Origin of the sequence: Streptomyces sp. NPDC005648, assembly GCF_040605395.1 — a bacterium.
GTDB lineage: Bacteria > Actinomycetota > Actinomycetes > Streptomycetales > Streptomycetaceae > Streptomyces.
Genome location: NZ_JBEXCS010000002.1, coordinates 216,695 through 241,563 on the forward strand (window position 1 = coordinate 216,695; position 24,869 = coordinate 241,563).

Here is a 24,869-nt window from a genome sequence, read left to right on the forward strand (position 1 = left end):
CGAAGGACCATGTGACGGAGGTGTGCGTGGGGTGAGGAGCAGACGTGTTGAGACGCAACTCCTTCCGGCTGCCCCGGCATCCGGCTTCCGTCGGTCTCGCCCGGCACCGGGTCCGGGACCATCTCGCCGACTGGGGGCACGGGCCGGATGACCAGGCGCTGGCCGACGCGGTCCTGCTGGTGTCCGAGCTGGCGACCAATGTCGTACGGCATGGCCCGCTCCTGGAGCGGGAGTTCGAGGTGGCGGTGACCGCGCTCGCCGACGGCTCCTGTCTCATCGAGGTCTCCGACGAGGGCCGTCCGGAGCCCCGGCTCAGGCTCGTCGGTGAATGGGAGGAGTCGGGCCGCGGACTGCACCTGGTGGAGAACATAGCGGCCGCCTGGGGCGTATGGAGCAGAGGCCACCACGGCAAGACCGTCTGGGCCCTCGTCATCGCCGACGCCTGAACGAGCACGGACGGTCACGACGCCACGGCCGCCGTCCGCGCCGGCAGGGTGACCGTCACCGCCAGCCCCTCGCCCGGCGCCGTACGCACCGCCACCTCACCCCCGTGCGCCTGAACGACACCCTGCACGATCGCCAGCCCCAGCCCGCTGCCCGCGCCCCCGCCGGCCCGGAAGAACCGGTCGAAGACCCGCGCGGCGTCCTCGTCGCACAGTCCCGGCCCGTCGTCCTCGACACACAGCCGTACGACCCCGTCCTCCCGCTCCACACCGAGCCGCACCGGCACCTCGGCGGGCGTGTGCGTGCGGACGTTGCCCACCAGGTTGCCCAGGACCTGTCTGAGGCCCGACTCGTCGGCGTGCACCAGCAGGGAACCGTCGGCGGCCACCCTGATCGGCCGGCCCGGCTGCTGCACCCGCAGGTCCTCGGCCGCGTCCCGCACCAGACGGCTCAGGTCGACGTTACGGAAGCGCAGTTCGGGCTGCTGGTCGAGGCGGGCGAGGGTGAGCAGCTCGTCCACCAGGCGTCCCATACGGTCGGTCTCGGCCAGCACCCGCTCCCAGGCCCGCTTCCGCTCGTCCGGGTCGCTGAGCATGCCCTTGTCGTAGAGCTGGAGGTAGCCGCGTATCGCGGACAGAGGGGTGCGCAGCTCGTGCGAGGCGTCGCCGACGAAGCGGCGCAGCTGGGCCGCGGTGCGCTCGCGGGTGCGGTACGCCGACTCCACCTGGTGGAGCATGGAGTTGAGGGCGAGGCGCAGCTGCTCGACCTCCTGGGTGGGGTGGTGGCTGGACGGCACCCGCCGGGTCAGGTCGCCCTCGGCGATCGCCGACGAGGTCTCCACCATGTCCTCCAGCGGCCGCATCCGGCGGCTGACGCTCATCATCGTCAGACAGGCCAGCAGCGTCAGCAGCAGGCCGCCGATGGCGAGGTCGAGCTTGAGGGCCTTGAACATGCCCTGGTGCAGGGCCTCGGTGGAGGTGGCGAGCAGGATGTAGGTGCCGTCGGGGAGGCGGGTCGCCGTCACCCGGTACTTGGCGCCGTGCACGGTGACGTCGTGCGGGTCGGCGTCCTTCACCAGGGGGCGCGGGTCGCCGACCGCGTCCGCGAGGCCGCGCTGGGCCTCGGTCGGCTTGAAGCCGAGCAGGCCGACCGTCCTGCCCCCGCCGTCGACGGCCGAGTAGATCGAGTCGGGCGCCGAACGCTCGTCGACGTGTTCCGGGGCGAGCCGGTCGCGGACGAAGCTCACCACGCTCAGCGAGTCGATCTGCCGCAGGGTGAGCTGGGTGCTGCCCAGCGAGTCACGGGTCTTGGTGAGCTGGTTGTCGACCTGGCCGAGCAGGTAGTACCGCATGCCCATCAGGCTGACCGCGGTGGCCGCGACGATGCCGAGCGCGAGCAGCGCCACGTTCGCGTAGGTCAGCTTGGCGCGCAGCGAGTGGATGCCGCGCTCGCAGTGGAGCCACCGGAGCCCCCTCATGCCAGGCCGTATCCCACGCCACGCCGTGTGGTGATCACCGGCGGCCCCAGGGCGTCCAGTTTGCGGCGCAGATAGCTGATGTAGGTCTCCACGACGGTCGACTCGGGCGGGGTGTGCTCGTACTGCCAGACGTGGCGCAGGAGTTGCTCCTTGGGCACGATCCGGCCGCCGTTGCGGACCAGGAAGCGCAGCAGCGCGTACTCGGTGGGGGTGAGCTCGACGCTGCGGCCCGCGCGGTGGACGCTGTACGTCGTGTCGTCCAGCTCCAGGTCGCCGTAGCGCAGCGGTGGCCGCTGCGGAAGGACGTCGGCCGGCCGGGTCCGCCGCAGCACCGCCGTGATCCGGGCGACCACCTCGTCGATGTTGAACGGCTTGGTGATGTAGTCGTCGCCGAAGCCGAGGGCGCCGACGATCTCGGCGGGCGAGTCGCGTGCGGTGAGGAAGACCAGCGCCAGGTCGGGCTGCCTGGCGCGCAGTTCGCGGCCCAGCGCCCGGCCGTCGCCGTCCGGGAGCATGACGTCGAGCAGTGCCGCGTCCGGCCGGGTGCGCTCGGCGAGCGCGAGGGCCTCGCGGACGGTGCCCGCGACCATCACCTCGAAGCGGTGGTAGCGCAGGGCGATGGCGAGGACGTCCGCGATGCTCGGCTCGTCCTCCACCACCAGCACGGTGCCTGGAGCCGTCGTCATGCCCCCCAGTATCGGACGGGCCACTGACAGTCGGGCCGGATCGGTCTTTGGAGTTCCTTGAGAGTCATGACGTGTTCGCTCCACGCGCGCGTGACGGTCCCGATCCTGTTGCCCAGGACCTGGGGGACCGACCGACGACCGATTACCGACGAAGGAGCGTTGAACGTGGCGGCATTGGCACGGTGGTGCTATCGGCACCGGCTGGTGGTCCTGTTGCTGTGGGTGGGGGCACTGTTCGGCCTGGGGTTCTCGGCCTCGACGGCGGGGACGAACTACGCGAACGTCTTCTCCCTCCCCGACACGGACTCCAAGAGCGCGTACGACCTGATGGAGAAGGCCTTCCCCAACACCTCGGGGGACACCGACACGGTGGTCTGGAAGGTCGACCGGGGCTCGGTGAAGGACCAGGCGGTGAAGGACCGCGTCCAGCCCGCGCTGGACAGGATCGCGAAGATGAAGGGTGTCGGCGCGGTCACCAGCCCCTACGCGGGCGCCCGGGGATCGGCGCAGGTCAGCCGCGACGGAAAGATCGCGTACGCCCAGCTGACTTTCGTCAAGCGCGCCAACGAACTGCCCAAGGAGCTCGTCCAGAACGTGGTGGACACCGCCCAGGGCGCTGAGCGGAGCGGTCTGCAGATCGAGTTGGGCGGCCAGGCCATCCAGCGCGTCCAGGAGCCGCCGCAGGGCCTGTCGGAGATGGTCGGCATCGTCGCGGCGGCGGTCGTGCTGTTCCTGGCCTTCGGCTCGTTGTTCGCGATGCTGCTGCCGATCGCCATCGCCGTCTTCGGCGTCGGCATGGGCCTGTTCTCCACCCAGTTGCTCAGCCACACCACCGACATCCCCGACATCGCCCCCCTGCTCGCCTCCCTGATCGGCCTGGGCGTCGGCATCGACTACGCGCTCTTCATCGTGACCCGGCACCGCAAGGGCATCCTGCGCGGCCTGGACCCGGAGGAATCGGCGGTCACCGCCCTCAACACCTCGGGCCGCGCGGTCCTGTTCGCGGGCGGCACGGTCTGCATCGCCCTCGCCGGCATGCTGGTCACCCGGCTGCGCTTCCTGGACGGCGTGGTCATCGGTGCGTCCCTGACGGTGGTGCTCAGCGTCCTGGCGGCCACGACGCTTCTCCCGGCGCTCCTGGGCTTCCTGGGCCCGCGGGTCCTCAGCCGCCGTCAGCGCCGGCGTCTCGCGGCCGACGGCCCCGAGACGGAGCATGTGAGCGGTCTCGCGGCCCGCTGGTCGCAGAACGTCCAGAAGCGCCCGCGCCGGATCGCCGCCCTCGCCCTGGTGGTCATGGCCGTCCTCGCCATCCCGGTGCTCTCGCTCCGCCTCGGCGCCACCGACCAGGGCAACGACAACGCCTCGACGACCACCAGGAAGGCGTACGACCTCCTCGCCGAGGGCTTCGGCCCGGGCTTCAACGGCCCGCTCCAGGTGGTCACCGCGGGCGGCGACACGGCCCCGCTGGTCAAGGAGATCGAGTCGACACCCGGCGTCGCGCGCGTGGCCGCGCTGCCGCCCGCGCAGGGCGTGACGGTGATCCAGGTCGTCCCGACGACGTCACCCCAGTCGAAGCAGACCGACGACCTGATCGACACCCTGCGCGACAAGGTGATCCCCAAGGCCGGGGCGGAGGCCCACGTGGGCGGTGTGACAGCCGTCTCCAAGGACTTCGCGTCGGTCACCGGCGACCGTCTGCCCCTCTTCATAGCGACGATCATCGGCCTGGGCTTCCTGCTCCTGCTCATCGCCTTCCGCTCCCTGGTCGTCCCGCTGACGGCGGCCCTGATGAACCTGATCGCCGCCGCGGCGTCCTTCGGCGTCCTGGTCGCGATCTTCCAGTGGGGCTGGGGCCTCAGCCTCCTGGGCCTCGGCAAGGAGGGCCCGATCAACGCCTTCCTGCCGGTCATCATGCTGTCCCTGCTCTTCGGCCTCTCGATGGACTACCAGGTCTTCCTGGTGAGCCGGATGCACGAGGAATGGGTGCACACACGGGACAACGCGCGCGCGGTGCGCGTCGGCCTCGCGGAGACCAGCCGGGTCATCAACTCCGCGGCCCTGATCATGGTGTGCGTGTTCATGGCGTTCGTCCTCAGCGGCGACTCGGGCGGGGCGGTGGCGGGCGTGGGCCTCGCCGCCGCGGTGGCGCTGGACGCCTTCATCCTCCGTACGGCCCTGGTGCCGGCCGCGATGCATCTGCTGGGCAAGTCCAACTGGTGGCTGCCGGGCTGGCTGGAGCAGCGGCTCCCGCACCTCGCGGTGGAGCCCAAGGAGGACGCGGAACCGCTTGGCTCGGACGGTCCCTCCTCCGTCGTCCACGGCTTCATCCGCACCGTCGACGGCGACCCGGTGGAGGGCGCCTCGGTGACCCTGCGGACGAAGGGCGGGCGTCAGCTGGACCGCGTGACCTCACTGGCGGACGGCTCGTACATCGTGTCGGTGCCGGGCCCGGGCACGTACCTGCTGGCGACGAGCGCGGCCTCGTACGGCTCGAAGGCCACCCAAGTGGTCGTCGCGGACGCGCCCCTGGTGTACGACGTCGAGCTCGCCGAGGACGAGGTGGACGCCGTGAACTGATGCCGCGGCGCCAGGGCGTGTCGCCCTAGGACTTGCCGGGGGTGGGCAGCACCCTGGTCATCCCCGGCAGGAAGTCCGTGAACAGCTCGTGCACCTCCCGCACCAGGGGCCGTAGCACCCGGAAGCGGGCCAGGGACACCCCGCGCGCGGTGATCCGCGCCCCGCGCTCGGCCAGCCGGTAGCTGCGCTCCCGTCCCTCGGTCCGGTCGAAGATCCAGTACAGGACGAGGCCCATCTGGGAGAGCCACATCAACTCGGGGAGGATGTCGCGCAGTTCCTCCGGGACCTTGGTCTTGGTCGCACCCGCGAGGACCTCGCGGTGGACGGAGATGGCCTCCACGCGCGCGTGCTCCGACTCGGGGGAGAAGGGGCTGAGGGGGCTGTCCGGGTCGGCGGCGTTCTTGAAGAACTGGACGGCGAACTCGTGGTACGGCGTCGCGATGTCCAGCCACACCTTCAGCACGCCCGCCAGCCGCGCCTCCAGCTCGGTCTCCCGGTCCAGGACCTCCCGGATCGCCACCCGGTGCTCGGCGGCGAGACGGTCGTAGAAGCCCTGGATCAGGTGTTCCTTGCCGGCGAAGTAGTAGTACGCGTTGCCGACGGAGACCCCGGCCTCCTGGGCGATGGCCCGCATGGTGGTCTTGTCGTAACCCCGCTCCTGGAACAGCCTCATGGCCGTCTCCAGGATCAGCGCGCGAGTCTGCTCGGACTTCGTGGACGGCGAGGTGCCTTCGTCGGGGGGCTCGTTCTTTGCGGACACGGACAGAGAGCCTACGGGGTGACGCAGGCGCCGTCGCCGCAGCCCGGGGCGGTGTAGGTCCAGCCATGGGCGGGGTCGTACGACCATCCGTCCGCCCGCCGGTACCCCTTCCCGCCCCACTGACGCTGCCTCTGTTTCTGCTGCGCGCCCCGCCACTTCGCCGCCGCCAGCAGCGCCCCCTTGGCGAAGGGCGCCCCCGCCGGCGTGCTCAGCCGGTGGGCGAGCGGCCGGTGCTCGCGCAGGGCCCACAGGGTGACGATCCAGGCGGCGGTGCCCCGGTACACCTGCCCCGAGTCACCCACGACGGTGATGTCGTCCAGGGTGGCCCGGTGGTCGAGAGCCGGGAAGCGCTGCCGGGCCCGCTCCGACGCCGCGGGGACGAACTCCAGCGGCACCAGCTGCGGCTGCCGCGTCAGCCAGTCGCGCAGGAAGGCGCAGAGCGAGCAGTCGGCGTCGTAGAGGACGGTGAGCCGGCGGACCGGGACCATCGGGACCCGGTCCGCCGTACCCCCGCTCACGCCCCCGCCTGCGGGGCGACCCAGTCCTGCGGGCCGACCGGCGGCATCTGCTCGCGCTCCATGACACCGCGCCGGCGGATCTTGTTGAGGACGTACACATTGCCCAGGTGCATCACACCGAGCACCAGCAGCACCACGCCGAGCTTGGTCGACAGGGCCTCGAAGATGCCGCGGGTGTCCTCGATCGTCTGGTCGCCGCTCAGGTACAGGGCGACGAAGCCGAGGTTGACGAGGTAGAAGCCGACGACCAGAAGGTGGTTGACGGCGTCGGCGAGCTGTTCGTTGCCGCGCAGGACGTCGGAGAGGAAGACCCGTCCGTTGCGGCTGAGCGTGCGGGCCACCCAGATGGTCAGACTGATGCTGACCAGCAGGTAGATGACGTAGGCGATGACCGTGCGGTCCATGCCCCACCCCTTCTTGAACGCGTTCAAAACGCTGACAGGGATGACTCTAGACCTATTTTTGAACGTGTTCAACCAAGAGGTCGGCGCGCTCTGTCGCGCGCTCCCCGTTGCGCTCCCTGTCGCGCTCCCCGGCGTCTCCTCAGGGGCGGCGCCCCAGCTCCGGCCGTTTGGTGTAGTCCGTGAAGCCGAGGACGTTCCCCCATGGATCGGCGATCTCGACCGTCCAGCCGGTGGCCGCGGGGAAGGGTTCGTCGAGGGGGGTGATGCCCGCCGCCGCGAGCGCCCTGGCCGCAGTCCGCGCGTCGGGGACCTCGATCCACAGGCGTGGGGAGGGCCAGGGCGGCGGCCGGTGCCCCAGCCCGTCCTCCTGTCGCAGGAGGACGCCCGGCGTCTCGGCCCCGACCTTCAGCAGGGCGATCCCGGCCTCGTCGAAGCGGAATCCCACCGTGAACCCGGCCCGCTCGTAGAACCCGACGGCCTCGCCGAGGTCGCCGACGGGCAGCAGCAGGTTGTCGAACCCGAGCAGTTCGTACGACTCGTCATCTGACATACCGTCAGAATAGGTGCCGAGTCACCCGGAACCCGTGATTGTCAGTGGCGGCCCGTACTGTCGTCGGCATGGCAATCGTGACGTTCGTCGACGAGACGACTGCGGGGGAGCGGGGCACGGGCTGGGAGCTCGAGGTCGCCGAGGAGCGGCTCGCCGTGCGTGAGCTGATCCGGCGCCGGGTGTTCCAGGAGGTCGCCGAGTACAACGCGCGCACACCGGGCGTGTTCCAGGGGCTGGTGCAGCCCGAGGACGCGGAGCGCGTGCTGAACGGGTACGCGCTGCGGACGCCGCGCCGCATAGACCCCGAGACCCAGACGGAGCTGGCGCTGCGGGCCTTCGCCGGGAACGGATTCCTGGTGCTGGTCGGCGACCGCCAGACCACCGAGCTCGACGAGGAGATCGAGCTCGCGCCGGGCACCGAGGTCACGTTTCTCAAGCTGGTACCGCTGGTGGGGGGATGACGGTGGGGGAGATCCAGAAGTACAAGGACCTGATCGGGCGGCGGGTCGCCGACGGTGAGCTGGGCGAGCTGGCCGTCGACATGCTCAAGGCGGCGGCCGCCAACGACGGCCACTGGAACGGCCTGTGGGCCGGAGTGCTCGACCGCCTGCGCCAACTGCCGGCCGAGGTCCGGGGACCGCTCGCCGACGCCCTCGTGGCGCTCCACCATTCGCTGAGCGAGGAGTCGCCGGCCAGGGACCGTGCCCTGACGCTCGTCGGCATCCTGGCCCGCGGACTGCCCGAGGACCGCCTCTCCACGGAGCGGCTCAAGGCCCTCGACCGGCTCTCGCGACAGCACGGCCACTGGTACGGCTCGCACTCCGCCCTTCTCGCCGAGGGCGAACTGGCCGTCGGCCGCCCCCTGGCGCCCGCCGTCGTCGCCTTCTACCGCCGGGCCGCCCTGGACGCGTACCTCGACCGCGACGACCCGGTGGTCCTGCTGTCGAAGAAGCTCACCGAGCCCGTCCTCAACGTCGGCGAGCAGTGGGCCGAACAGGCTCTCGGCGACGCCGTCGGAGCGGACTGGCAGGCCCTGCTCGCCCACCTCGTCACCGCCACCGCCTCCAAGCCCAGCCCCAAGTGGGACCAGCGGGCCCGCACCCTCGTGGAGGCGCTCGGCGCCGACCGCGTCCGCGCCACCGCCCTGCCCTGGCTCGCGCTCGTCGGCCGCCCCAGGACCTTCCCCCTGGAGGAGGGGTACGAGTCGGACCCGGTCAACCACACCTACGACCCGTACAACGCCAACGCGCTGCGCGGCCTCGCCTGGCTGGTCTCCCTCCTCCCGCCGCACCCCGACACCGCCCGCGCCCTGGGCGTCCTCGTCGAGACCTCCCTTCGGAAGGTCCCCGGTGTGGGCCCGCGCAACCCGAAGGTCGCCAACGCCGCCGTGCTCGCGCTCTCCTGGTTGGACGGCGAGGCCGCCCTCGCCGAACTCGCGCGCCTCGGCACCCGGTTGACGTACAAGGCCACCGCGAAGCTCGTCGACACGGCTCTGGAGAACCGGGCCGCCGCCCTCGGCCTCGGCCGCGAGGAGATCGAGGAACTCGCCGTCCCCGCCTACGGGTTGACGGAGGTCGGCCGTGCCGAGCACCGGCTCGGGGACGTCACCGCCGTCCTCGGGATCGACGGCACGAGGTGCCTGCTGGGCTGGCGCGGCGCGGCCGGCAAGACCCTGAAGAGCGTCCCCGCGGCCGTCCGCCGCGACCACCCGGAGGAGCTCAAGGAGCTCAAGGCCGCCGTCAAGGACATCGACAAGATGCTCTCGGCGCAGAGCGAACGGCTGGACCGCCAGTTCCTCGCCGACCGCACCTGGTCCTACGACACCTGGCGCGAGCGCTACCTGGACCATCCCCTGGTCGGCACACTCGCCCGCCGCCTCCTGTGGACGGTCGACGACAGGACCGTCGGATACGCGGACGGCGCTCTGCGCACGCTCACCGACGACCCCGTCACCGAAGGGGCCGAGGTCCGGCTCTGGCATCCCGTGGGCCATGAGCCCGCCGAGATCGTCGCCTGGCGGGACTGGCTGGAGCGGCACGGCATCACCCAGCCGTTCAAGCAGGCCCACCGTGAGGTGTACCTCCTCACGGACGCCGAGCGCGCGACAGGCACGTACTCGAACCGCTTCGCCGCGCACATCCTGCGCCAGCATCAGTTCAACTCACTGGCCGCGATCCGTGGTTGGCGCAACAGGCTGCGCCTGATGGTCGACGACGAGCTGCCGCCGGCCATCCGCGAGCTGCCGCGGTGGGGGCTGCGCGCCGAGTACTGGATCGAGGGCGACGGCGAGAACAGCGACGACATCACCCACGGGTCCGGAAGCTTCCTGCGCCTGCGCACCGACCAGGTCCGCTTCTACCCCCTCGACGCGCCGCAGAACTGGGCGCACTGCTGCGGCGGCGAGTACCGCATGTGGCTGCGGGACGGCGCCGATCCCGTCGACGCCCTTCCCCTCACCGCCATCCCACCCCTCGTCCTGTCCGAAGTCCTGCGCGACGTCGACCTGTTCGTCGGAGTGGCCAGCGTCGGCAACGACCCGACCTGGCAGGACGGCGGCCCCGGCGGCCGCTTCCGCGAGTACTGGTCGGGCTACAGCTTCGGCGCGCTGGGCCAGAGCGCGGAGACCCGCAGGGCCCTGCTCGAACGCCTGATACCCCGCCTCGCGATAGCCGACCGCTGCTCCGTCGAGGGCCGCTTCCTGCACGTGAAGGGCGAACGCCACACCTACAAGATCCACCTGGGCTCCGGCAACATCCTGATGACCCCGAACGACCAGTACCTGTGCATCGTCCCCGCCTCCAACCCAACCGCCCCACAGACGGGTTACCTGCCGTACGAGGGCGACCGGATGCTGGGGGTGATCCTGAGCAAGGCGCTGCTGCTGGCGAACGACCTGAAGATCACGGATCGTACGATTCTGAGCCAGCTCTAGGACGCCGGAGGGCCCCGTTTCCGAAGTGACGGAAACAGGGCCCTGAGGTGAAGCGAGGGGGCGGTCAGAAGCGGCGGGTGATCAGTGCCCTCTTCACTTCCTGGATCGCCTTTGTGACCTCGATGCCGCGGGGGCAGGCGTCCGTGCAGTTGAAGGTGGTGCGGCAGCGCCAGACGCCGTCGCGGTCGTTGAGGATCTCCAGGCGCTGCTCGCCCGCCTCGTCACGCGAGTCGAAGATGAAGCGGTGCGCGTTGACGATGGCGGCCGGGCCGAAGTACTGGCCGTCGTTCCAGAAGACCGGGCACGAGGACGTGCACGCGGCGCAGAGGATGCACTTCGTGGTGTCGTCGAAGCGCTCGCGGTCCTCCGCCGTCTGGAGGCGTTCCCGCGTCGGCTCGTTCGTGTCCTTCGTGATGAGGAAGGGCATGACGTCCCGGTACGCCTGGAAGAACGGCTCCATGTCGACCACGAGGTCCTTCAAGACCGTGAGGCCCTTGATGGGCTCGACCGTGATCGGCTTCTCGGGGTTGATGTCCTTGATGAGGGTCTTGCAGGCGAGGCGGTTCTTGCCGTTGATGCGCATGGCGTCGGATCCGCAGATGCCGTGGGCGCAGGAGCGGCGGAAGGTCAGCGTGCCGTCCAGGTCCCACTTGATCTTGTGGAGGCCGTCGAGGACGCGTTCCCTCGGGTCGATCTCCAGCTGGAAGTCTTCCCAGACCGCCTCCGCCGAGACCTCGGAGTTGAAGCGGCGGATGCGAAAGGTGACCGTGATGTACGGGGAGTCGGCGAAGCCGGGCTCGGGCGCTCCGGCCGCGTCCGCCTTCTCCAGAGTCGGGGTTGCCATCAGTACTTACGCTCCATCGGCTGGTAGCGGGTCTGGACGACCGGCTTGTAGTCGAGACGGATGGACTCGGTGCCGTCGTCGCCCACCTCGCGGTACGCCATGGTGTGGCGCATGAAGTTGACGTCGTCGCGGTTGGGGTAGTCCTCGCGGTAGTGACCGCCGCGGGACTCCTTGCGGGCCAGCGCGGAGACCGCCATGACCTCGGCGAGGTCAAGCAGGTTGCCGAGCTCGATGGCCTCCAGCAGGTCCGTGTTGAAGCGACGGCCCTTGTCCTGGATCGACACGTTCTTGTAGCGCTCGCGCAGCTCGGCGATCTTCTCGACGGCCGTCTTGATCGTCTGCTCGGTGCGGAACACCATGACGTTGGCGTCCATGGTCTCCTGCAGCTCGCGCCGCAGGACCGCCACCCGCTCGGTACCCGTGGAGGAGCGCAGCGCCTCCACCTGGGAGACGACCAGCTCCGCCGGGTTCTCCGGCAGCTCGACGTAGTCCGCCTTCTGGCTGTACTCCGCCGCGGCGATACCGGCCCGGCGGCCGAACACGTTGATGTCCAGCAGGGAGTTCGTGCCGAGACGGTTCGCGCCGTGCACCGACACGCACGCGACCTCGCCGGCCGCGTACAGGCCGGGGACGACGGTCGTGTTGTCGCTCAGGACCTCACCCTCGACGTTCGTCGGGATGCCGCCCATCGCGTAGTGCGCGGTGGGCTGGATCGGGATCGGGTCCGTGTACGGCTCGATGCCCAGGTAGGTGCGGGCGAACTCGGTGATGTCGGGCAGCTTGGCGTCCAGCTGCTCCGGCGGGAGGTGCGTGAGGTCGAGGTAGACGTGGTCGCCCTCGGGACCGCAGCCGCGGCCCTCGCGGATCTCCGTGTAGATCGACCTCGACACCACGTCGCGCGAGGCGAGGTCCTTCATCACCGGCGCGTACTTCTCCATGAAGCGCTCGCCGTCCTTGTTGCGGAGGATGCCGCCCTCACCGCGGGCGCCCTCCGTCAGCAGGATGCCCATGCGCCAGATGCCGGTCGGGTGGAACTGGAAGAACTCCATGTCCTCCAGCGGAAGACCCCGGCGGTACACGGCGGCCTGGCCGTCACCGGTCAGCGTGTGCGCGTTCGACGTCACCTTGAAGAACTTGCCGCAGCCGCCGGACGCGTAGATCACGGCCTTCGCCTGGAAGACGTGGATCTCGCCGGTCGCGAGCTCGTACGCCACGACACCGGCCGACTTCTTGACGCCGTCGACCTCGGTGATCAGCTGGTCGAGGACGTAGAACTCGTTGAAGAACTCCACGCCCTCTTTCACGCAGTTCTGGTACAGCGTCTGGAGGATCATGTGGCCGGTGCGGTCGGCCGCGTAGCAGGACCGGCGGACCGGCGCCTCGCCGTGGTTGCGGCTGTGACCGCCGAAGCGGCGCTGGTCGATGGTGCCGTTCGGGGTGCGGTTGAACGGCAGGCCCATCTTCTCCAGGTCGAGGACGGAGTCGATGGCCTCCTTCGCCAGGATCTCGGCGGCGTCCTGGTCGACCAGGTAGTCACCGCCCTTGACCGTGTCGAAGGTGTGCCACTCCCAGTTGTCCTCCTCCACGTTGGCCAGCGCGGCGGCCATACCGCCCTGCGCGGCGCCCGTGTGGGAGCGGGTGGGGTAGAGCTTGGTCAGCACGGCGGTGCGGCTGCGCTTCGTCGACTCGATCGCGGCGCGCATGCCCGCGCCGCCGGCGCCGACGATGACGGTGTCGTACTTGTGGATCTTCATGAGTCTCGTAACCCCGTGCCTAGCGGATGTTCGGGTCGAAGGTGAAGATCACCAGCGTGCCCAGCAGGATGGTGAACACCGTGGCCGTGTAGAGCAGGCCCTTGAGCCACAGGCGGGTGTTCGCGCGCTCCGCGTAGTCGTTGATGACCGTGCGCAGGCCGTTCGCGCCGTGCAGCATCGCGAGCCAGAGCATCAGCAGGTCCCAGACCTGCCAGAAGGGGCTCGCCCAGCGGCCGGCCACGAAGGCGAAGCCGATCTTCGACACACCGCCGTCCAGGACCAGCTGGATCAGCAGGTGGCCGAGGACCAGGACGACCAGCACGATGCCGGACAGCCGCATGAACAGCCAGCCGTACATCTCGAAGTTGCCCCGGGTGGACTTCGGGGACTTCTTGGTGCGCTTGCGCGGGGCCTCGATGAGGGGCGCCGGGTTGTTGACGTTGTAGAGGGACCCGCCCTCGACGGGGCCGACGCCGGAAGCGGTGGATTCAGTGGTCGCCATGGGTGTCAGCTCCCGAACAGTTCACGAGCGGCGTGGCCGAGGACGGGGTAGATCGCCCCGACCATCAGCACGACCCACAGGCCTACGACGGACCAGAGCATCTGCTTCTGGTAGCGCGGGCCCTTCGACCAGAAGTCGACGGCGATGACGCGCAGGCCGTTGAGCGCGTGGAAGAGGATGGCGGCGACGAGGCCGTACTCCAGCAGTCCGACGATCGGCGTCTTGTACGTGGCCACGACCTTGTCGTAGGCCTCGGGAGACACACGGACGAGAGCGGTGTCCAGCACGTGAACGAACAGGAAGAAGAAGATGAGGACGCCGGTGACTCGGTGAGCCACCCAGGACCACATTCCTTCCCGGCCGCGGTACAGCGTTCCAGCCGGCACGGAAGTCCCTCCGGGAGCGGGGATTGGGGCCGCGCCGGCTTGTGCTGTCGGTCGGGCCCGGCCGGGTACGGTCCACCGGCCCCCAGCATCCTAACGACGGTTGCCTGCGGCTCTTACGCCGGGCCTACCGGTGTGATCAAAGTGGCACGCGGATGGGTGAGTTTTGCGGCATCTGGGGTGGGCTGTTCTGTTATCTGCCGGGTGCGGGCCGTGGTGGATCGCTCGCGCTCACCGGGCGGCAGCCGCGCATGTCACGGCCCCGCGCCCCTGAGGAGGTCCATCAGCCGTGCCTTTGCCAGGCGCCGGAGCTCCTCGGCGGCCACCACCCGTTCCTCCTCCGGATCGTTCGTCAAGCGTGACCGGATGGCTTCCAGTACGTGATCCAGGACGCGGGTCGGTGGCAGGCCGTCCAGGCAGACGACGAAGGCGTGGCCGAACTTCGCCTCGTAGGCGGCATGCGCGGCACTCATGGCGGTATGCGCCACCGAGTACGTTCCGTCGGGCAGTGTCGGCAGTGTCTCGGCGGCCAGGGCTTCCGCCAGATCCCCGCGCGAGAGGTCGTACGCCGCCTCGTCGCACGCCGCCAGCAGCGACTCGGCGTCCGGGTAGGGCCGATGGTCGGCGACGCGGTTCGCCCAGCGGAGGCTGCGCAGACAGTCCAGGAGGAGTTTGTGGACCTCTTCGACTGGCGCGTTGTTGAACGCGTCGAGGATCGTGGGCAGGGTCGGTATGGCCGGCCGGCCAGGGAGGTGTGTGGGCGTCACGTGTGTTTCGGCAGAGGAAGCTGTGAGGGGTGTTGCGTCACGTTATCGGGAGTGGACGTGACATGTCCGAGGGATGCCCGGATTTCACCCGCAGGGGAGAGTTCCGGACCGGGTGGTGGACGCATCCCGTCGTCCGAGGGTCTTAGGTTGAAACCGTGAGTCAGCACAGGCGCCGGCGTCCGGCGCGGAACGTGAAGACCGGGGTCCTGATCGGCGCGGCGATGGCCGTGACGGTCGGGGCCGGAGTGAGCCTGGGCCTGTGGGCCTCGGGGGACGGGGACAGCAGCCCGGCGGGGGCTGCGCGGGAGCAGCGGCCCTCCGCCGGGAGATCGGCCGGGTCGTCCAGCGCGGGGCGCGCGGCGCAGCCCTCGCCCAGTCCCAGCCGCTCGTATCCGCTGTCGCAGGCGCCCCGGACCATTCCCGCCGTCCAGTCCCACACGGCGGCCCGGGGGCCCGGCTGGCGGCCGGCGCGCGGTGAGCGGGTCGTGGTGAACGACGCGCGGCTGGCCGACGAGGGGCGGCTGATCGCCTCCGAGCTGGGCCTCACCTACGCCGGTGAGAAGGACGACGTGAAGGCCGGCGACGTGCGGCTCGCGGTGGACGGGGCCGGCGGGGCGAACCCGGAGTCGTACAGCATGACCGTGCGCGGCGGGCGGGTGAGCATCAGCGGGCCCGGCGACACGGGTGTCTTCTACGGCACCCGGACGCTGAAGCAGGAGGTGCGCGGCGCCGGGAGCGCGCCCGAGGGGGTCGTGCGGGACCAGCCGGCCAAGCCGGTGCGCGGGTTCATGCTCGACATGGCGCGCAAGTACTTCACCGCGGGGTGGATCGAGGACCGGGTGCGGGAGCTCGGCGACCTCAAGTTCAACCAGCTGGGGCTGCACTTCTCCGACGACCAGGGGTTCCGGATCGAGTCCGACAGCCATCCCGAGATCGTGTCGGGGCAGCATCTGACCAAGGCCGAGGTCAGGCGGATCGTCGCGCTCGCGGCGAGCCGGCACATCACGATCGTGCCCGAGATCGACTCGCCCGGGCATCTGGGGGCGGTCCTCGCCGCTCATCCGGATCTGCAGCTGCGCAACGCGCAGGGGGTCGCCGCGCAGGGCGCGATCGACATCTCCAAGCCGGGCGCCGCCAAGATCGTCGACGACCTGCTGAACGAGTACGCCGACCTCTTCCCGGGCGGCCAGTGGAATCTGGGCGGTGACGAGTACCGGGCGCTGATGGTGTCCAGCCCGGCCGTGTCCTACCCGCAGCTGGCCGCCGCCGCAAAGGAGGCCTACGGCTCCGGGGCGACCGTCTCCGATCTGACCACCGGGTGGCTCAACGACCGGGCCAGGACCGTGCGCGCCCACGGCAAGACCATGCGGGTGTGGAACGACGGGTTCTTCCGGGGCACCTCCGTGCAGCCGGCCAAGGACCTCCAGGTCGCGTACTGGACCGGCAAGGAGATCGGGGCGCGGCAGCCCGCCGAGTACCTGAGCGCGGGGCGGAAGGTCGTCAACTACAACGACGAGTTCTTCTACTACGTGCTCGGACAGCCGAACCGGTTCTACTACCCGACCGGCGAGCGGATCTACGAGCTGTGGACGCCACGGGTCGTGCGGGGCACGGTGGCCGTGCCGGCGAGGTACGACGGGCAGATCCTCGGCGGGTCCTTCGCCGTGTGGTGCGACTTCCCCAACGCGCAGACGCAGAACCAGGTCGCGGCCGGGATCCGGATGCCGCTGCGGGCCACGGTGCAGAAACTGTGGGATTCCGGGCGGCCGTCGCTGTCCTGGAGCCAGTTCAGGGCGCTGGCCGCCCGGCTGGGCTGATCCTGTTGCCCCATACGGCTGTGAACTGCCGTACGACTGTGGTGTATTCGGTGCGAGCCGCAGTCGAGGAGCCGTGGGGGAGCGGGACATGGGCTACTGGGGGTACTACGTCGTGGCGCGCAGCGAGCGGCCGCTCGCCGAGCTGGACGCGCTGGCCGGGGCGAAGGAGGGCATGGAGCTGCGGGTGGAGGCGCCCGGCGGCTGGCAGGTGTGGGAGTACCCGAGCGGGGACGGCGACATCGGCAGCATGAACGTGCTCGCCGCGCAGACGGGGGCGCCGGCGCTCTTCGGGTACGTCATGGACAGCGACTGCGTGGTCGTCGAGGCGGCGGGGCCGCGGAGCGGGGCGTGGACCACCTGTCTGGCGCGGGCGGCAATGGCCGGGTATCTCGACGCGGGGAACGAGGGGCTGACCCTCGAGGACTACTTCCTGGAGCCGCGTGACGCGGCGGAGCGGGCCGTCGCCTGGGCCGAGGAGGCGGGGCACGGCGTGGAGCCCGAGCCGCTGGTGGACGTGCTGACCGCCGAGCCCGATCCCCTGGCCGAAAACCTCTTCTTCCGGCTTCTCGACCGGCTGGGCGTGGTCCCGCTGTGACACTCACGAGCCGTCGCACGCAGTAAGGGGAAGTGCGGGCTCCGTTAAGGACGGGGCCCGGTTTCACCCTGTAAGCGCCCGCAGAGGGAGACGTGGATGAGCCTGGTGGAGCTGATCGCTCAGGCCGACGAACGCGGACTGGCCGCCAGCGGGTTGGCTTGTTTGGATCGGTGCGTGCCGTTGCTGGGGGGTGACGACGAGGTCCTGCGGCCGCTGTGGGCCGACCTCGCGGACGACGCTGGCGGCGAGGCGTGGGGTGAGCTGCTGGAGCAGGTACGGGGGAAGCTGCCTCTCGACGACGGCACGGGCGGTGACTCAGGTACGGACTCCGGTGCGGGCTCGGGTACGGACGAGGTGGTGCTGCTCGCGCGCCGCATGCTGGAGGCCGCGCCCGCCGCGTGGGGCACGGGCGAGGTGCGGATGTGGGCCGACGCGTGTTCGGTCGCCGCGCTGCAGATACACCGGCTGCTCGATCCCCAGGGCGCCACCGCGCCGGTCAACGGTCCGCGGGAGGGCCGTACGGAGGGGATGTCGCCGCTCGTCGCCGCGGAGTTGCGCCGCCAGATCGCCGTTCTCGAACTGCTCGCGGGGCGGGGGGCGGCCGGGGTGCGGCCGGCGTTGGAGGTGTCCACGGAGGGACGGCGTGTCCTGCGGGCCGTCGTCTCGCGCCGGGCCCGCCGGAGGTAGCCCGCCGGAGTGGGGGGCCCGCCGGCGCCGGTGGGGCGCGAGATCTATGGCGGCTCCGGCACGCGGCACTTGACCACCGCATCTCCGTACTCGGCCGTCCTCTCGTAGAACGCCGTCAGGTCGCGATGGGCCGACGCGAACAGGTCGTGGAGGCCGGGGTCGGCCCCGGCCCGCCTCCAGAGCGCCTCGAAGTCGGCCGACGCCAGATAGGCCGCCGTCTGCGCCGCCCGGGCGGCCGACAGCAGGAGGAAGGGTCTGGGGCCGATCGGGGTCCCGCCCAGGACCACGTCGGTTCCGGGGTACAGGGCGTCCTGGTCCAGGTAGTGCCGGTCCAGCATCTCCTCCCGGTGGCGGTCCAGGCGCAGGCGCAGCGCGTCCCAGTCGTCCTCGAACAACCGCTGGAACCAGTGCTCGCTGTTGCGCAGGGCGGACGGATGTACGGCGCGGAGGTGGAAGTACGTGCTCATCAGTGACAGGAGCGCACGGGAGGGGCGAAGCGTCACTGTTGTGTGGGCGTCATGGGGCGGACCTGGGGCGGTCCTGCACCGGTCTCGGGAAGTGTCCGGAATGCGCGTGACGCGGCGCCCGCCGTCCCCGCTCCTGTCTGTGTGACTACCTTCCACGAGACGACCAGGCCGAACGCGGCGACCAAGCCCGTGCGCTGGGCGGCGGACACGGTGGCGGCGATGCGCGAGGGCGCGCGGCTGCGCCTCGACTACTCGGCGCAGAGCCTGTGGCGCGTCGACCGGATGATCGACGAGATACGGCGGGAGGGCGCGCCGTACGCGGCCGTGGACAAGGCGCTGCGCGGGTTCGGGGCCTACGCCGGTGAGGTGATCGTGCGTCAGACGGGCGCCGAGTGGTGGACGAGCGGGGGTGAGCACTGGGTGCGGACGCCGGACGGCCGGATGTGGGACCCGGTGGACGAGGCGCGGCGCTGCTTTCTCGGTGACGGCTCGCTGCGGTTGCTCTGTCGGGACGCGGTGGCAAAATCGACGTAATAAGAGACGCTGCCGTTCCCAAGCGGGTGTGACCGAGCGCACGATGGGGGCATGGCCGACAACCGACGCTGGTGGGCTCTCGTCGTCATCGCCCTCGCCCAGCTGATGGTCGTTCTCGACATGACCATCGTCAATATCGCCCTGCCCTCCGCCCAGGCCGCCCTGCACATGTCGGACGGCAACCGGCAGTGGGTCATCACCGCCTACACCCTGGCCTTCGGCGGGCTGCTGCTGCTCGGCGGCCGCGTCTCCGACCTGGTCGGACGCCGGACCACCTTTGTGATCGGGCTGCTCGGCTTCGCCGCCGCGTCCGCGCTCGGCGGGGCCGCCGCCAACTCCGGGATGCTGTTCGGGGCCCGGGCCCTGCAGGGTGTGTTCGCCGCGCTGCTCGCGCCGTCCGCCCTGTCGCTGCTCGCGACGACGTTCACCGACCCCAAGGACCGCGGGAAGGCGTTCGGCATCTTCGGCGCCATCATCGGCGCGGGAGCGGCGGTGGGTCTGCTCGCGGGCGGCTTCCTGACCCAGTACCTGAACTGGCGCTGGTGTCTGTACGTCAACGTCCCCATCGCCCTGATCGCCTTCTTCGGCGCCATGGCCCTCCTCCCGCCCGGTGAGCGGCGCCCCGACGCCCGCCTCGACGTGCCGGGCGCGCTGCTCGGCTCGGCGGGGATGCTCTCGCTCGTCTACGGCTTCTCCGAGGCGGAGTCCAGGGGGTGGAGCGACGGCCTGGTGCTGACGCTGCTCGGGGCCGGGGTCGTACTGCTCGCCGCGTTCGGGCTGTGGCAGACGCGGGCGCGGGTGCCGTTGCTGCCGATGTCGGTGGTGAAGGACCGCCAACGCGTGGGCGCCTTCCTGACCGTGCTGTGCACCACCATCGGCATGTTCGGCGTCTTCCTGTTCCTGACCTACTACATGCAGGGCGTCCTCGGATACTCGCCGGTCAAGACGGGCGTCGCCTATCTGCCCATCACCGTCGGAATGATCATCGGGTCGACGCAGATCGCGGCCCGGCTGCTCAACAGGGTGCCGCCGCGGGTCCTGATGGTGCCCGGCCTGCTGCTCGCGGCCGGCGCGCTGGCGATTATCGCGCAGGTGCGCACCGAGCCGGCGTACGCCTCGCACATCCTCCCCTCGATGCTGATGCTCGGGGCGGGCATGGGCACCGCGATGATGACGTCCGTGACCCTGGCCACGGGCGGGGTCGAGCCCCGCGACGCCGGAGCGGCCTCCGCGACCTTCAACACGGCCCAGCAGGTGGGCGGTTCGATCGGTACGGCCCTGCTCAACACCATCGCCGCGACCGTCACCGCGCGCTATCTCACGGCCCACGCGGGACCGGGGACCAACCCGAAGGAGCTCCAGGCGAACGCGCTGGTGCACGGCTTCAACGTGGCCACCTGGTGGGCCATGGGGGCGCTGCTGCTGGGTGCGCTGATCGCGGGCGTGGTCGTGGACGCGGAACGGGCGCCCACCCTCCAGGGAGCTGGAGAGCGGACGCCCGAGCCGGTGGAAACGCTGGGCTGACCTGGCTGACTACTTGATGTACACCAGGCCGTCCGTCGTGACCGTCGGGCGGCCGCTGGTGCCGACGACCACGATCTTCACGGTGTGCTTGGCACTGCTCGACCAGGTCTTCGTCCAGATCGCCTGACGGTAGGAGGTGGCCGAGGACTTCAGGTCCACGGTCGCGACCTTGGTGCCGTCGACATAGACGTACGCCTGACCCGAGGTGGAGGCCCGGCTGACCACCCAGGAGGCCGACCGGCCGGTGAACGTCCAGCTCAGGCTCGCGCCCTTGGAACCGCTGGAGTACGACTTGCCACCGAGGTAGCTGGAGGACGAACGGCTCGTCCACGTGCCGGACTTGGTGGCCGAGGTCTCCTGGAGGATCACCGGCGTGTACGACGGCGACGAGGTGCGGGTGTTGCCCGCGTAGTCGTACGCCTTCATCGACCAGATGCTCGCCGAGCCGGACTTGGCGGTGCTGCTGGAGGTGGTCGTGGTCGGGCCGAAGGTCGCCGTCGTCGGGGTCAGCAGGCTCACCGACTTCAGGGCCGCGCTGTCGGTGGCCTTCCAGGCCAGGGTGACCGGGATGGCGGTGGTGCTGACCGTGCCGGTGCGCAGGGAGATCTTCGGCGCGGTGGAGAAGGCCGGCGCGGTGGTGTCCGTGACGAACTTCAGCGACGAGGAGGTCGTCGTCTTGCCGGACTGGTGCACGGCCCGTACGGCCACGGTGTGGCTGCCCGCGGTCAGGGTGGCGCCGGCCGAGGTGGCCGTACCGGCGGCGGTCGCGGCGACCTTGCCGTCCACCAGCAGCTCGAACTTCGAGATCAGCGAACCCGGCGTGGTCGTCGACCACTTCACGGTGATCGCGCCCTTGGTGTAGTACGTCGACCCGGACAGGCCCGCGCCGGAGACCGAGCCGACCTTCAGGCCCTGCACCGGGCCGGACGCCCAGGCGCGGACGGTGGGCAGCTGGGCGTAGAGCGAGCCGCCGGGGCACTGGGTGTTGTAGCCGTCGCGGTGGCCGGAGACACGGTTGAAGGTGTAGCTGTTGCCGGCCGTGAAGCTCGTACCGAAGTAGTTGGTCTGGGTCGCGCCCGCCTTGAGCTGCACGGTCGTCGCCGGGTCGGCGTTGTACTGGCCGAGCTTCCACGCGGCGATCCGGGCGACCGACTCCAGGGCCGCGTCGGTGGCGCCGGTGGTGGTGTACTCGCCGAGGACCGCGATGCCGGCCGACTCACGGTTCCAGCCGTAGGTGTGCGCGCCGAGCACCGGGAGGCCGACACCGCCCTTGCGGCCCTCGAAGATCGTGCCGCACTTGTCGACCAGGAAGTTGTAGCCGATGTCGTTCCAGCCGTTGGTCTGCGTGTGGTACGCGTAGATGCCGCGCACGATCGCCGCGGAGTCGGCGCACGAGTAGTCGTTGGTGCCGTCCGTGTGGTGCACGAAGACGGCCTTCACATCGGCGTTGTACTCCGACGGGTCCGGGCTCAGCGACTCGTCCGCGCCCCAGCCCGAGCGGGAGACGATGGGCGGCTCCGGGACGGTCGAGGGGGGAGCGGTCGGGGTACTGGCCGAGGCGCTCGCGGAGGCGGAGGCCGAGGACGAGGCGGAAGCCGTGGCCGTGGCCGAGGCCGACGTCGAGTCGCCGGGCGACGCGCTCGCGCTGTCGGTCGGGGACACGGAGTCGCTCGGGGACGCCGAGTCGGTCGGCGACACGGAGTCCGTCGGTGAGGTGCTGTCGCCGGGGGACGCGCTGTCGCTCGGCGTCACGTCCTCCGCGTACGCGGCCGTCTCCACCTTCTGCTTCTGCTCGGCGGCGGTCGCCACGCCCGGGTCGACCAGGTTGACCTGGAGGCCCTTGGGCAGACCGGCGCTGGTGGAGCCGTCCTTGTGGACGACCTGGACCTGGACGCCGTCGGCCGGGCCCACCCACAGCGGCTCGGAGGCACCGCGCGCATCCGCGCCGGCCTCCGGGTCCTGCAGCGGGTCGACGTTCGTCTCCAGGTCCTGCCAGGCGCTCCACTCACCGGTCTCGATGCTGCGGGTGCGGACCTGGGCGGTGCCGTCCAGCCGCTTGGTCGGGCCCGTCCAGGAGACGCCGAGCATCGAGAACTGCTTGGTCGCCGTGCGCGCCAGCTCCCGCTTGCCGCCGCCGGCGCTCTTCAGCGAGAGGTCGTAGACCTTGACCGGTCGCTTGGGCTGTCCCTCGGCCGAGTGGCCGGAGGACGGACTGGCGACGGCGTACGACACCACGCCCCCACCGCCCAGGACCACCGCACCGAGCGTCAGCCAGGCCCTTCGCTTCATGCTCAGCGGTCTGTACGCGCGCGTCCCGCGTGGACTCAACTACCCCACCCCTAGAAAAAGGCCCCGAGCAGGGCCTCTGGAAAAGAGTTCCGGTGAACCCTTCTGACGAAAACTTACTTATACACAGCGTTGAGTGTTGGCCAAATGTCACTAGAGGTGCCTGTGGGGCTCCCGTTGCTCCGCCCGGTGCGACACGCCCGGGACGCCTGAGCAGCTGTGACACTTCGGTGGCTAGCGGCGCTGTTGACCGTGGAGGCGTGCGCACGGACGGGGTGGGCACCGGGCGGGCCCGGCAGGGCCCCCTCCGCACTCGTACGAACGAGGACTCTTGTTGGGCCAGGGACGGGAACCCCGCCGCGCGCAGGCGTACGACGGGGAGCTGGGCGCGGCCGTCGCGCGGGCCCAGGAGGGCGACGAGGCCGCGTTCGCGGTCGCGTACCGGATCGTGCAGCCCGGACTGCTGGGCTATCTGCGCGGGATCGTCGGCGACGACGCGGAGGACGTCGCCTCCGACGCCTGGCTGGAGATAGCCCGGGACCTCGGGCGCTTCCGCGGGGACGGCGCCGGGTTCCGGGGCTGGACGGCGACGATCGCACGGCACCGGGCGCTGGACCATCTGCGCCGGCTGAAGGTACGGCCCCGCTCCTCGGCCCTGGAGCAGGACGTCCTCGACCTGCCCGGCCGGCACACCACCCACGACGAGGCGCTGGAGGCCCTGTCCACGGAGCAGGCCCTCGCCCTGGTCCGCACGCTGCCCCGGGACCAGGCGGAGGCGGTGCTGCTGCGCGTGGTCGTGGGTCTCGACGGCCCCGCCGCGGCACGCGTCCTGGGCAAACGCCCCGGCGCCGTACGCACGGCCGCCCACCGGGGCCTGAAACGCCTCGCCGACCGCCTCGGCGCCGCGGGTGTGACACATGACGACCCCCGGACGCTGGGGGAGTCGAAATGAACGACACCGACGACAGACGCGTCAACTACGTCATGAGCGGCTGCAGCGGACGCGGCACGGGAACCGGCGGTTGTGCCGAGCCCGCCGGGGGCGCGGGTCGCGGTCGGCATGTCGGCGGCGCCGGCTGTGGTCGGGGTGCCGGGTGTCGCGGTCGTGACGGGACGGGCGAATCCGCCCCGTGCGCGGGTCGTGGCGGGGGTGTCGGGCGTGGCTTGGGCGTTGTGCGGGAGGGTGTCGGTGGCCGTGCCAGTGGTCGCCGGGGGGTTGTGAGCGGTGGCCGGGGCGGTGTCGAAGGGTGTCGGGCCGGTCGGGTGGGCGGTTGTGGCGCGGGTGGTGAGGGCGGCTCGGCCGTCATGGGCGGGAGGAGCGGCCGGGGGCTTCGGCTGTCGGGTGTGAACAGGTCGTCGGACATGGATGGATACGGGCATGGGTGAGCGGCAGAGCGGCGGGAGCGGTCCCGGTCGTCGGCGTGTGCACCCGGGGGCGGCGGAGCGGGGCGGCGGGGCCGAGGTCGAGGTCCTGCTCGCCGGGGCCATGCGCTCCGGTGCCCCGGACGGCGAGGGCGAGCGGCGGGCCGTGGCCGCGTTCCGCGCCGCCCGTGACGCCGGGGTGCACCGGGCGAGGACCCGCCGGCGGGACGACTGGCGGCCCCGCGAGCACCGGCGCGCCCGGCGTTCCCTCAGGGCCACGCTGACGCTCGCGCTGGCCGGGCTCACCGTCGGCGGCGTCGCGTTCGCGGCGATCGGTACGGCCGGGCACTCCGACGACGGCCACGCGGCCCGGCAGCGTGCACACCGCCCGGTCGGAACGACCGCGTCGGCCTCACCCGCGCCGGGTACCCCCAGCACCTCGGCGACCCCGGACCGTCCCGCCACGGCCAACGACACCGCGGCCCACTGCGCGGCGTACGAGCACGTCAAGGGCAACGGAAAGGCCCTGCAGTCGACCGCCTGGCAGCGCCTGATCACCGCGGCGGGCGGCGAGCGGAACGTCGCCGCGTACTGCGCGCGTCAGCTGGAGCAGGACACCCCGAAGAAGCCGAAGAAGCCGGCCCAGGGCAACTCCACGGCCGACGCCACCAACTCCACGCCGCCCAAGGGCACGACGTCGAAGAAGAAGTAGACGTCGGAAGAGAACCGACCGACGTGGCGGACCGCCCGTCCCTCGGAGACGGCCGGTCACATCCCATGGCGGTGAAGTCTCGGTCGGCCAAGCTCTGTGAGCCGGCCCGTCGACCCCCGTTCGGCCGCCGGAGGCGTTCGCACGAGACGGCCGGGGCCGCCACCCCCGGCCCGGTAGAAGCATGAAGGGCCTCTGACGCGTAAATAGATGCAGGTCAGGGTGGGGGCGGGCAGCACTGGATACCCGGTGGTCGTGGGGTCGGCGGGTGTATGGACCGCCGGTCAGGC

At 70.9% G+C, this 24,869-nt stretch carries 24 protein-coding genes; 11 read left to right on the plus strand and 13 right to left on the minus strand.

Features of this window, described 5'->3' with window-relative positions; translation table 11 throughout:
• The first annotated feature begins 44 nt into the window (after nt 1-44).
• Nucleotides 45-446, plus strand: a complete 402-nt coding sequence (locus tag ABZT17_RS02315; RefSeq protein ID WP_356342605.1) for an ATP-binding protein — start codon at nt 45-47, stop codon at nt 444-446.
• Nucleotides 447-460: 14 nt separating this feature from the next.
• Here ABZT17_RS02315 and ABZT17_RS02320 read toward each other — a convergent pair whose 3' ends face one another.
• Together ABZT17_RS02320 and ABZT17_RS02325 are read right to left on the minus strand one after the other, a co-directional pair.
• Nucleotides 461-1,921, minus strand: a complete 1,461-nt coding sequence (locus tag ABZT17_RS02320) for a HAMP domain-containing sensor histidine kinase (RefSeq protein ID WP_356342607.1) — start codon at nt 1,919-1,921, stop codon at nt 461-463.
• Nucleotides 1,918-2,607, minus strand: a complete 690-nt coding sequence (locus ABZT17_RS02325; protein WP_356342610.1) for a response regulator transcription factor — start codon at nt 2,605-2,607, stop codon at nt 1,918-1,920. Before ABZT17_RS02325 ends, ABZT17_RS02320 begins: the two co-directional genes overlap by 4 nt.
• Before the next feature lie 174 nt (nt 2,608-2,781).
• Here ABZT17_RS02325 and ABZT17_RS02330 point away from each other — a divergent pair, with 174 nt between their 5' ends.
• Entirely contained in the window at nt 2,782-5,184 is a 2,403-nt protein-coding gene (locus ABZT17_RS02330) for an MMPL family transporter (protein WP_356342669.1), read from the plus strand.
• Between the two features lie 25 nt (nt 5,185-5,209).
• On the opposite strand, the gene ABZT17_RS02335 is transcribed toward ABZT17_RS02330, so the two are convergent.
• The 4 genes from ABZT17_RS02335 to ABZT17_RS02350 all read right to left on the minus strand — a co-directional run bounded on the left by ABZT17_RS02335 (nt 5,210) and on the right by ABZT17_RS02350 (nt 7,416).
• Nucleotides 5,210-5,944, minus strand: coding sequence for a TetR family transcriptional regulator (locus ABZT17_RS02335; RefSeq protein ID WP_356342612.1), 735 nt, complete (start codon nt 5,942-5,944; stop codon nt 5,210-5,212).
• A gap of 11 nt (nt 5,945-5,955) precedes the next feature.
• The gene (locus ABZT17_RS02340; protein ID WP_356342671.1) at nt 5,956-6,432 is read right to left on the minus strand and encodes a DCC1-like thiol-disulfide oxidoreductase family protein; all 477 of its coding nucleotides are present in this window, start codon (nt 6,430-6,432) and stop codon (nt 5,956-5,958) included.
• A gap of 26 nt (nt 6,433-6,458) precedes the next feature.
• Nucleotides 6,459-6,866, minus strand: coding sequence for a hypothetical protein (locus ABZT17_RS02345; protein ID WP_356342614.1), 408 nt, complete (start codon nt 6,864-6,866; stop codon nt 6,459-6,461).
• A gap of 139 nt (nt 6,867-7,005) precedes the next feature.
• On the minus strand, nt 7,006-7,416 hold the full coding sequence (locus ABZT17_RS02350) for a VOC family protein (RefSeq protein ID WP_356342616.1): 411 nt from the start codon (nt 7,414-7,416) through the stop codon (nt 7,006-7,008).
• Nucleotides 7,417-7,484: 68 nt separating this feature from the next.
• On the opposite strand from ABZT17_RS02350, the gene ABZT17_RS02355 reads away from it, so the two are divergent.
• Both ABZT17_RS02355 and ABZT17_RS02360 read left to right on the plus strand, forming a co-directional pair.
• Nucleotides 7,485-7,877: a hypothetical protein gene (locus ABZT17_RS02355; RefSeq protein ID WP_356342618.1), complete on the plus strand. Its 393-nt coding sequence runs from the start codon at nt 7,485-7,487 to the stop codon at nt 7,875-7,877.
• Nucleotides 7,874-10,348, plus strand: a complete 2,475-nt coding sequence (locus tag ABZT17_RS02360; protein WP_356342620.1) for a DUF4132 domain-containing protein — start codon at nt 7,874-7,876, stop codon at nt 10,346-10,348. The genes ABZT17_RS02355 and ABZT17_RS02360 overlap by 4 nt, the downstream gene beginning before the upstream one ends.
• A 64-nt stretch (nt 10,349-10,412) precedes the next feature.
• On the opposite strand, the gene ABZT17_RS02365 is transcribed toward ABZT17_RS02360, so the two are convergent.
• The 5 genes from ABZT17_RS02365 to ABZT17_RS02385 all read right to left on the minus strand — a co-directional run bounded on the left by ABZT17_RS02365 (nt 10,413) and on the right by ABZT17_RS02385 (nt 14,598).
• Nucleotides 10,413-11,192, minus strand: coding sequence for a succinate dehydrogenase iron-sulfur subunit (locus tag ABZT17_RS02365; RefSeq protein ID WP_356342623.1), 780 nt, complete (start codon nt 11,190-11,192; stop codon nt 10,413-10,415).
• Nucleotides 11,192-12,946 (minus strand): succinate dehydrogenase flavoprotein subunit, encoded by a 1,755-nt coding sequence (gene sdhA, locus ABZT17_RS02370; protein WP_356342625.1) that lies wholly within the window; start codon nt 12,944-12,946, stop codon nt 11,192-11,194. Before sdhA ends, ABZT17_RS02365 begins: the two co-directional genes overlap by 1 nt.
• Before the next feature lie 19 nt (nt 12,947-12,965).
• Entirely contained in the window at nt 12,966-13,448 is a 483-nt protein-coding gene (locus ABZT17_RS02375; RefSeq protein ID WP_356342627.1) for a succinate dehydrogenase hydrophobic membrane anchor subunit, read from the minus strand.
• A gap of 5 nt (nt 13,449-13,453) precedes the next feature.
• On the minus strand, nt 13,454-13,834 hold the full coding sequence (gene sdhC / locus ABZT17_RS02380) for a succinate dehydrogenase, cytochrome b556 subunit (protein WP_356342630.1): 381 nt from the start codon (nt 13,832-13,834) through the stop codon (nt 13,454-13,456).
• A 251-nt stretch (nt 13,835-14,085) separates the two neighbouring features.
• On the minus strand, nt 14,086-14,598 hold the full coding sequence (locus ABZT17_RS02385; RefSeq protein ID WP_356342632.1) for a 2-oxo-4-hydroxy-4-carboxy-5-ureidoimidazoline decarboxylase: 513 nt from the start codon (nt 14,596-14,598) through the stop codon (nt 14,086-14,088).
• Nucleotides 14,599-14,819: 221 nt separating this feature from the next.
• On the opposite strand from ABZT17_RS02385, the gene ABZT17_RS02390 reads away from it, so the two are divergent.
• The 3 genes from ABZT17_RS02390 to ABZT17_RS02400 all read left to right on the plus strand — a co-directional run bounded on the left by ABZT17_RS02390 (nt 14,820) and on the right by ABZT17_RS02400 (nt 17,697).
• Nucleotides 14,820-16,415: a glycoside hydrolase family 20 protein gene (locus ABZT17_RS02390; RefSeq protein ID WP_356342673.1), complete on the plus strand. Its 1,596-nt coding sequence runs from the start codon at nt 14,820-14,822 to the stop codon at nt 16,413-16,415.
• 88 nt (nt 16,416-16,503) lie between these two features.
• Entirely contained in the window at nt 16,504-17,010 is a 507-nt protein-coding gene (locus tag ABZT17_RS02395; RefSeq protein ID WP_356342675.1) for a hypothetical protein, read from the plus strand.
• A gap of 96 nt (nt 17,011-17,106) precedes the next feature.
• Nucleotides 17,107-17,697, plus strand: coding sequence for a hypothetical protein (locus ABZT17_RS02400; RefSeq protein ID WP_356342634.1), 591 nt, complete (start codon nt 17,107-17,109; stop codon nt 17,695-17,697).
• 44 nt (nt 17,698-17,741) lie between these two features.
• On the opposite strand, the gene ABZT17_RS02405 is transcribed toward ABZT17_RS02400, so the two are convergent.
• Nucleotides 17,742-18,164: a DUF1877 domain-containing protein gene (locus ABZT17_RS02405; RefSeq protein WP_356342636.1), complete on the minus strand. Its 423-nt coding sequence runs from the start codon at nt 18,162-18,164 to the stop codon at nt 17,742-17,744.
• A gap of 141 nt (nt 18,165-18,305) precedes the next feature.
• Between ABZT17_RS02405 and ABZT17_RS02410 the strand changes: the two genes are divergently transcribed.
• On the plus strand, nt 18,306-18,698 hold the full coding sequence (locus ABZT17_RS02410) for a hypothetical protein (protein WP_356342639.1): 393 nt from the start codon (nt 18,306-18,308) through the stop codon (nt 18,696-18,698).
• A 51-nt stretch (nt 18,699-18,749) separates the two neighbouring features.
• On the plus strand, nt 18,750-20,222 hold the full coding sequence (locus ABZT17_RS02415; RefSeq protein WP_356342641.1) for an MFS transporter: 1,473 nt from the start codon (nt 18,750-18,752) through the stop codon (nt 20,220-20,222).
• A gap of 9 nt (nt 20,223-20,231) precedes the next feature.
• On the opposite strand, the gene ABZT17_RS02420 is transcribed toward ABZT17_RS02415, so the two are convergent.
• Nucleotides 20,232-22,511, minus strand: coding sequence for an N-acetylmuramoyl-L-alanine amidase (locus tag ABZT17_RS02420; protein WP_356342643.1), 2,280 nt, complete (start codon nt 22,509-22,511; stop codon nt 20,232-20,234).
• Between the two features lie 331 nt (nt 22,512-22,842).
• On the opposite strand from ABZT17_RS02420, the gene ABZT17_RS02425 reads away from it, so the two are divergent.
• Both ABZT17_RS02425 and ABZT17_RS02430 read left to right on the plus strand, forming a co-directional pair.
• On the plus strand, nt 22,843-23,460 hold the full coding sequence (locus ABZT17_RS02425; protein ID WP_356342645.1) for an RNA polymerase sigma factor: 618 nt from the start codon (nt 22,843-22,845) through the stop codon (nt 23,458-23,460).
• A 426-nt stretch (nt 23,461-23,886) separates the two neighbouring features.
• On the plus strand, nt 23,887-24,582 hold the full coding sequence (locus ABZT17_RS02430; RefSeq protein WP_356342647.1) for a hypothetical protein: 696 nt from the start codon (nt 23,887-23,889) through the stop codon (nt 24,580-24,582).
• Nucleotides 24,583-24,869 lie beyond the last annotated feature (287 nt).

What these genes read in the sequence shown, in the direction of transcription:
- sdhA (WP_356342625.1), bottom strand. Translation starts at nt 12,946, where the DNA reads ATGAAGATCCACAAGTACGACACCGTCATCGTCGGCGCCGGCGGCGCG.
- ABZT17_RS02345 (WP_356342614.1), bottom strand. Translation starts at nt 6,866, where the DNA reads ATGGACCGCACGGTCATCGCCTACGTCATCTACCTGCTGGTCAGCATC.
- ABZT17_RS02395 (WP_356342675.1), top strand. Translation starts at nt 16,504, where the DNA reads ATGGGCTACTGGGGGTACTACGTCGTGGCGCGCAGCGAGCGGCCGCTC.
- ABZT17_RS02355 (WP_356342618.1), top strand. Translation starts at nt 7,485, where the DNA reads ATGGCAATCGTGACGTTCGTCGACGAGACGACTGCGGGGGAGCGGGGC.
- ABZT17_RS02365 (WP_356342623.1), bottom strand. Translation starts at nt 11,192, where the DNA reads ATGGCAACCCCGACTCTGGAGAAGGCGGACGCGGCCGGAGCGCCCGAG.
- ABZT17_RS02375 (WP_356342627.1), bottom strand. Translation starts at nt 13,448, where the DNA reads ATGGCGACCACTGAATCCACCGCTTCCGGCGTCGGCCCCGTCGAGGGC.
- ABZT17_RS02400 (WP_356342634.1), top strand. Translation starts at nt 17,107, where the DNA reads ATGAGCCTGGTGGAGCTGATCGCTCAGGCCGACGAACGCGGACTGGCC.
- ABZT17_RS02360 (WP_356342620.1), top strand. Translation starts at nt 7,874, where the DNA reads ATGACGGTGGGGGAGATCCAGAAGTACAAGGACCTGATCGGGCGGCGG.
- ABZT17_RS02420 (WP_356342643.1), bottom strand. Translation starts at nt 22,511, where the DNA reads ATGAAGCGAAGGGCCTGGCTGACGCTCGGTGCGGTGGTCCTGGGCGGT.
- ABZT17_RS02340 (WP_356342671.1), bottom strand. Translation starts at nt 6,432, where the DNA reads ATGGTCCCGGTCCGCCGGCTCACCGTCCTCTACGACGCCGACTGCTCG.
- ABZT17_RS02390 (WP_356342673.1), top strand. Translation starts at nt 14,820, where the DNA reads ATGGCCGTGACGGTCGGGGCCGGAGTGAGCCTGGGCCTGTGGGCCTCG.
- ABZT17_RS02415 (WP_356342641.1), top strand. Translation starts at nt 18,750, where the DNA reads ATGGCCGACAACCGACGCTGGTGGGCTCTCGTCGTCATCGCCCTCGCC.
- ABZT17_RS02320 (WP_356342607.1), bottom strand. Translation starts at nt 1,921, where the DNA reads ATGAGGGGGCTCCGGTGGCTCCACTGCGAGCGCGGCATCCACTCGCTG.
- ABZT17_RS02405 (WP_356342636.1), bottom strand. Translation starts at nt 18,164, where the DNA reads ATGAGCACGTACTTCCACCTCCGCGCCGTACATCCGTCCGCCCTGCGC.
- ABZT17_RS02325 (WP_356342610.1), bottom strand. Translation starts at nt 2,607, where the DNA reads ATGACGACGGCTCCAGGCACCGTGCTGGTGGTGGAGGACGAGCCGAGC.
- ABZT17_RS02430 (WP_356342647.1), top strand. Translation starts at nt 23,887, where the DNA reads ATGGGTGAGCGGCAGAGCGGCGGGAGCGGTCCCGGTCGTCGGCGTGTG.
- ABZT17_RS02350 (WP_356342616.1), bottom strand. Translation starts at nt 7,416, where the DNA reads ATGTCAGATGACGAGTCGTACGAACTGCTCGGGTTCGACAACCTGCTG.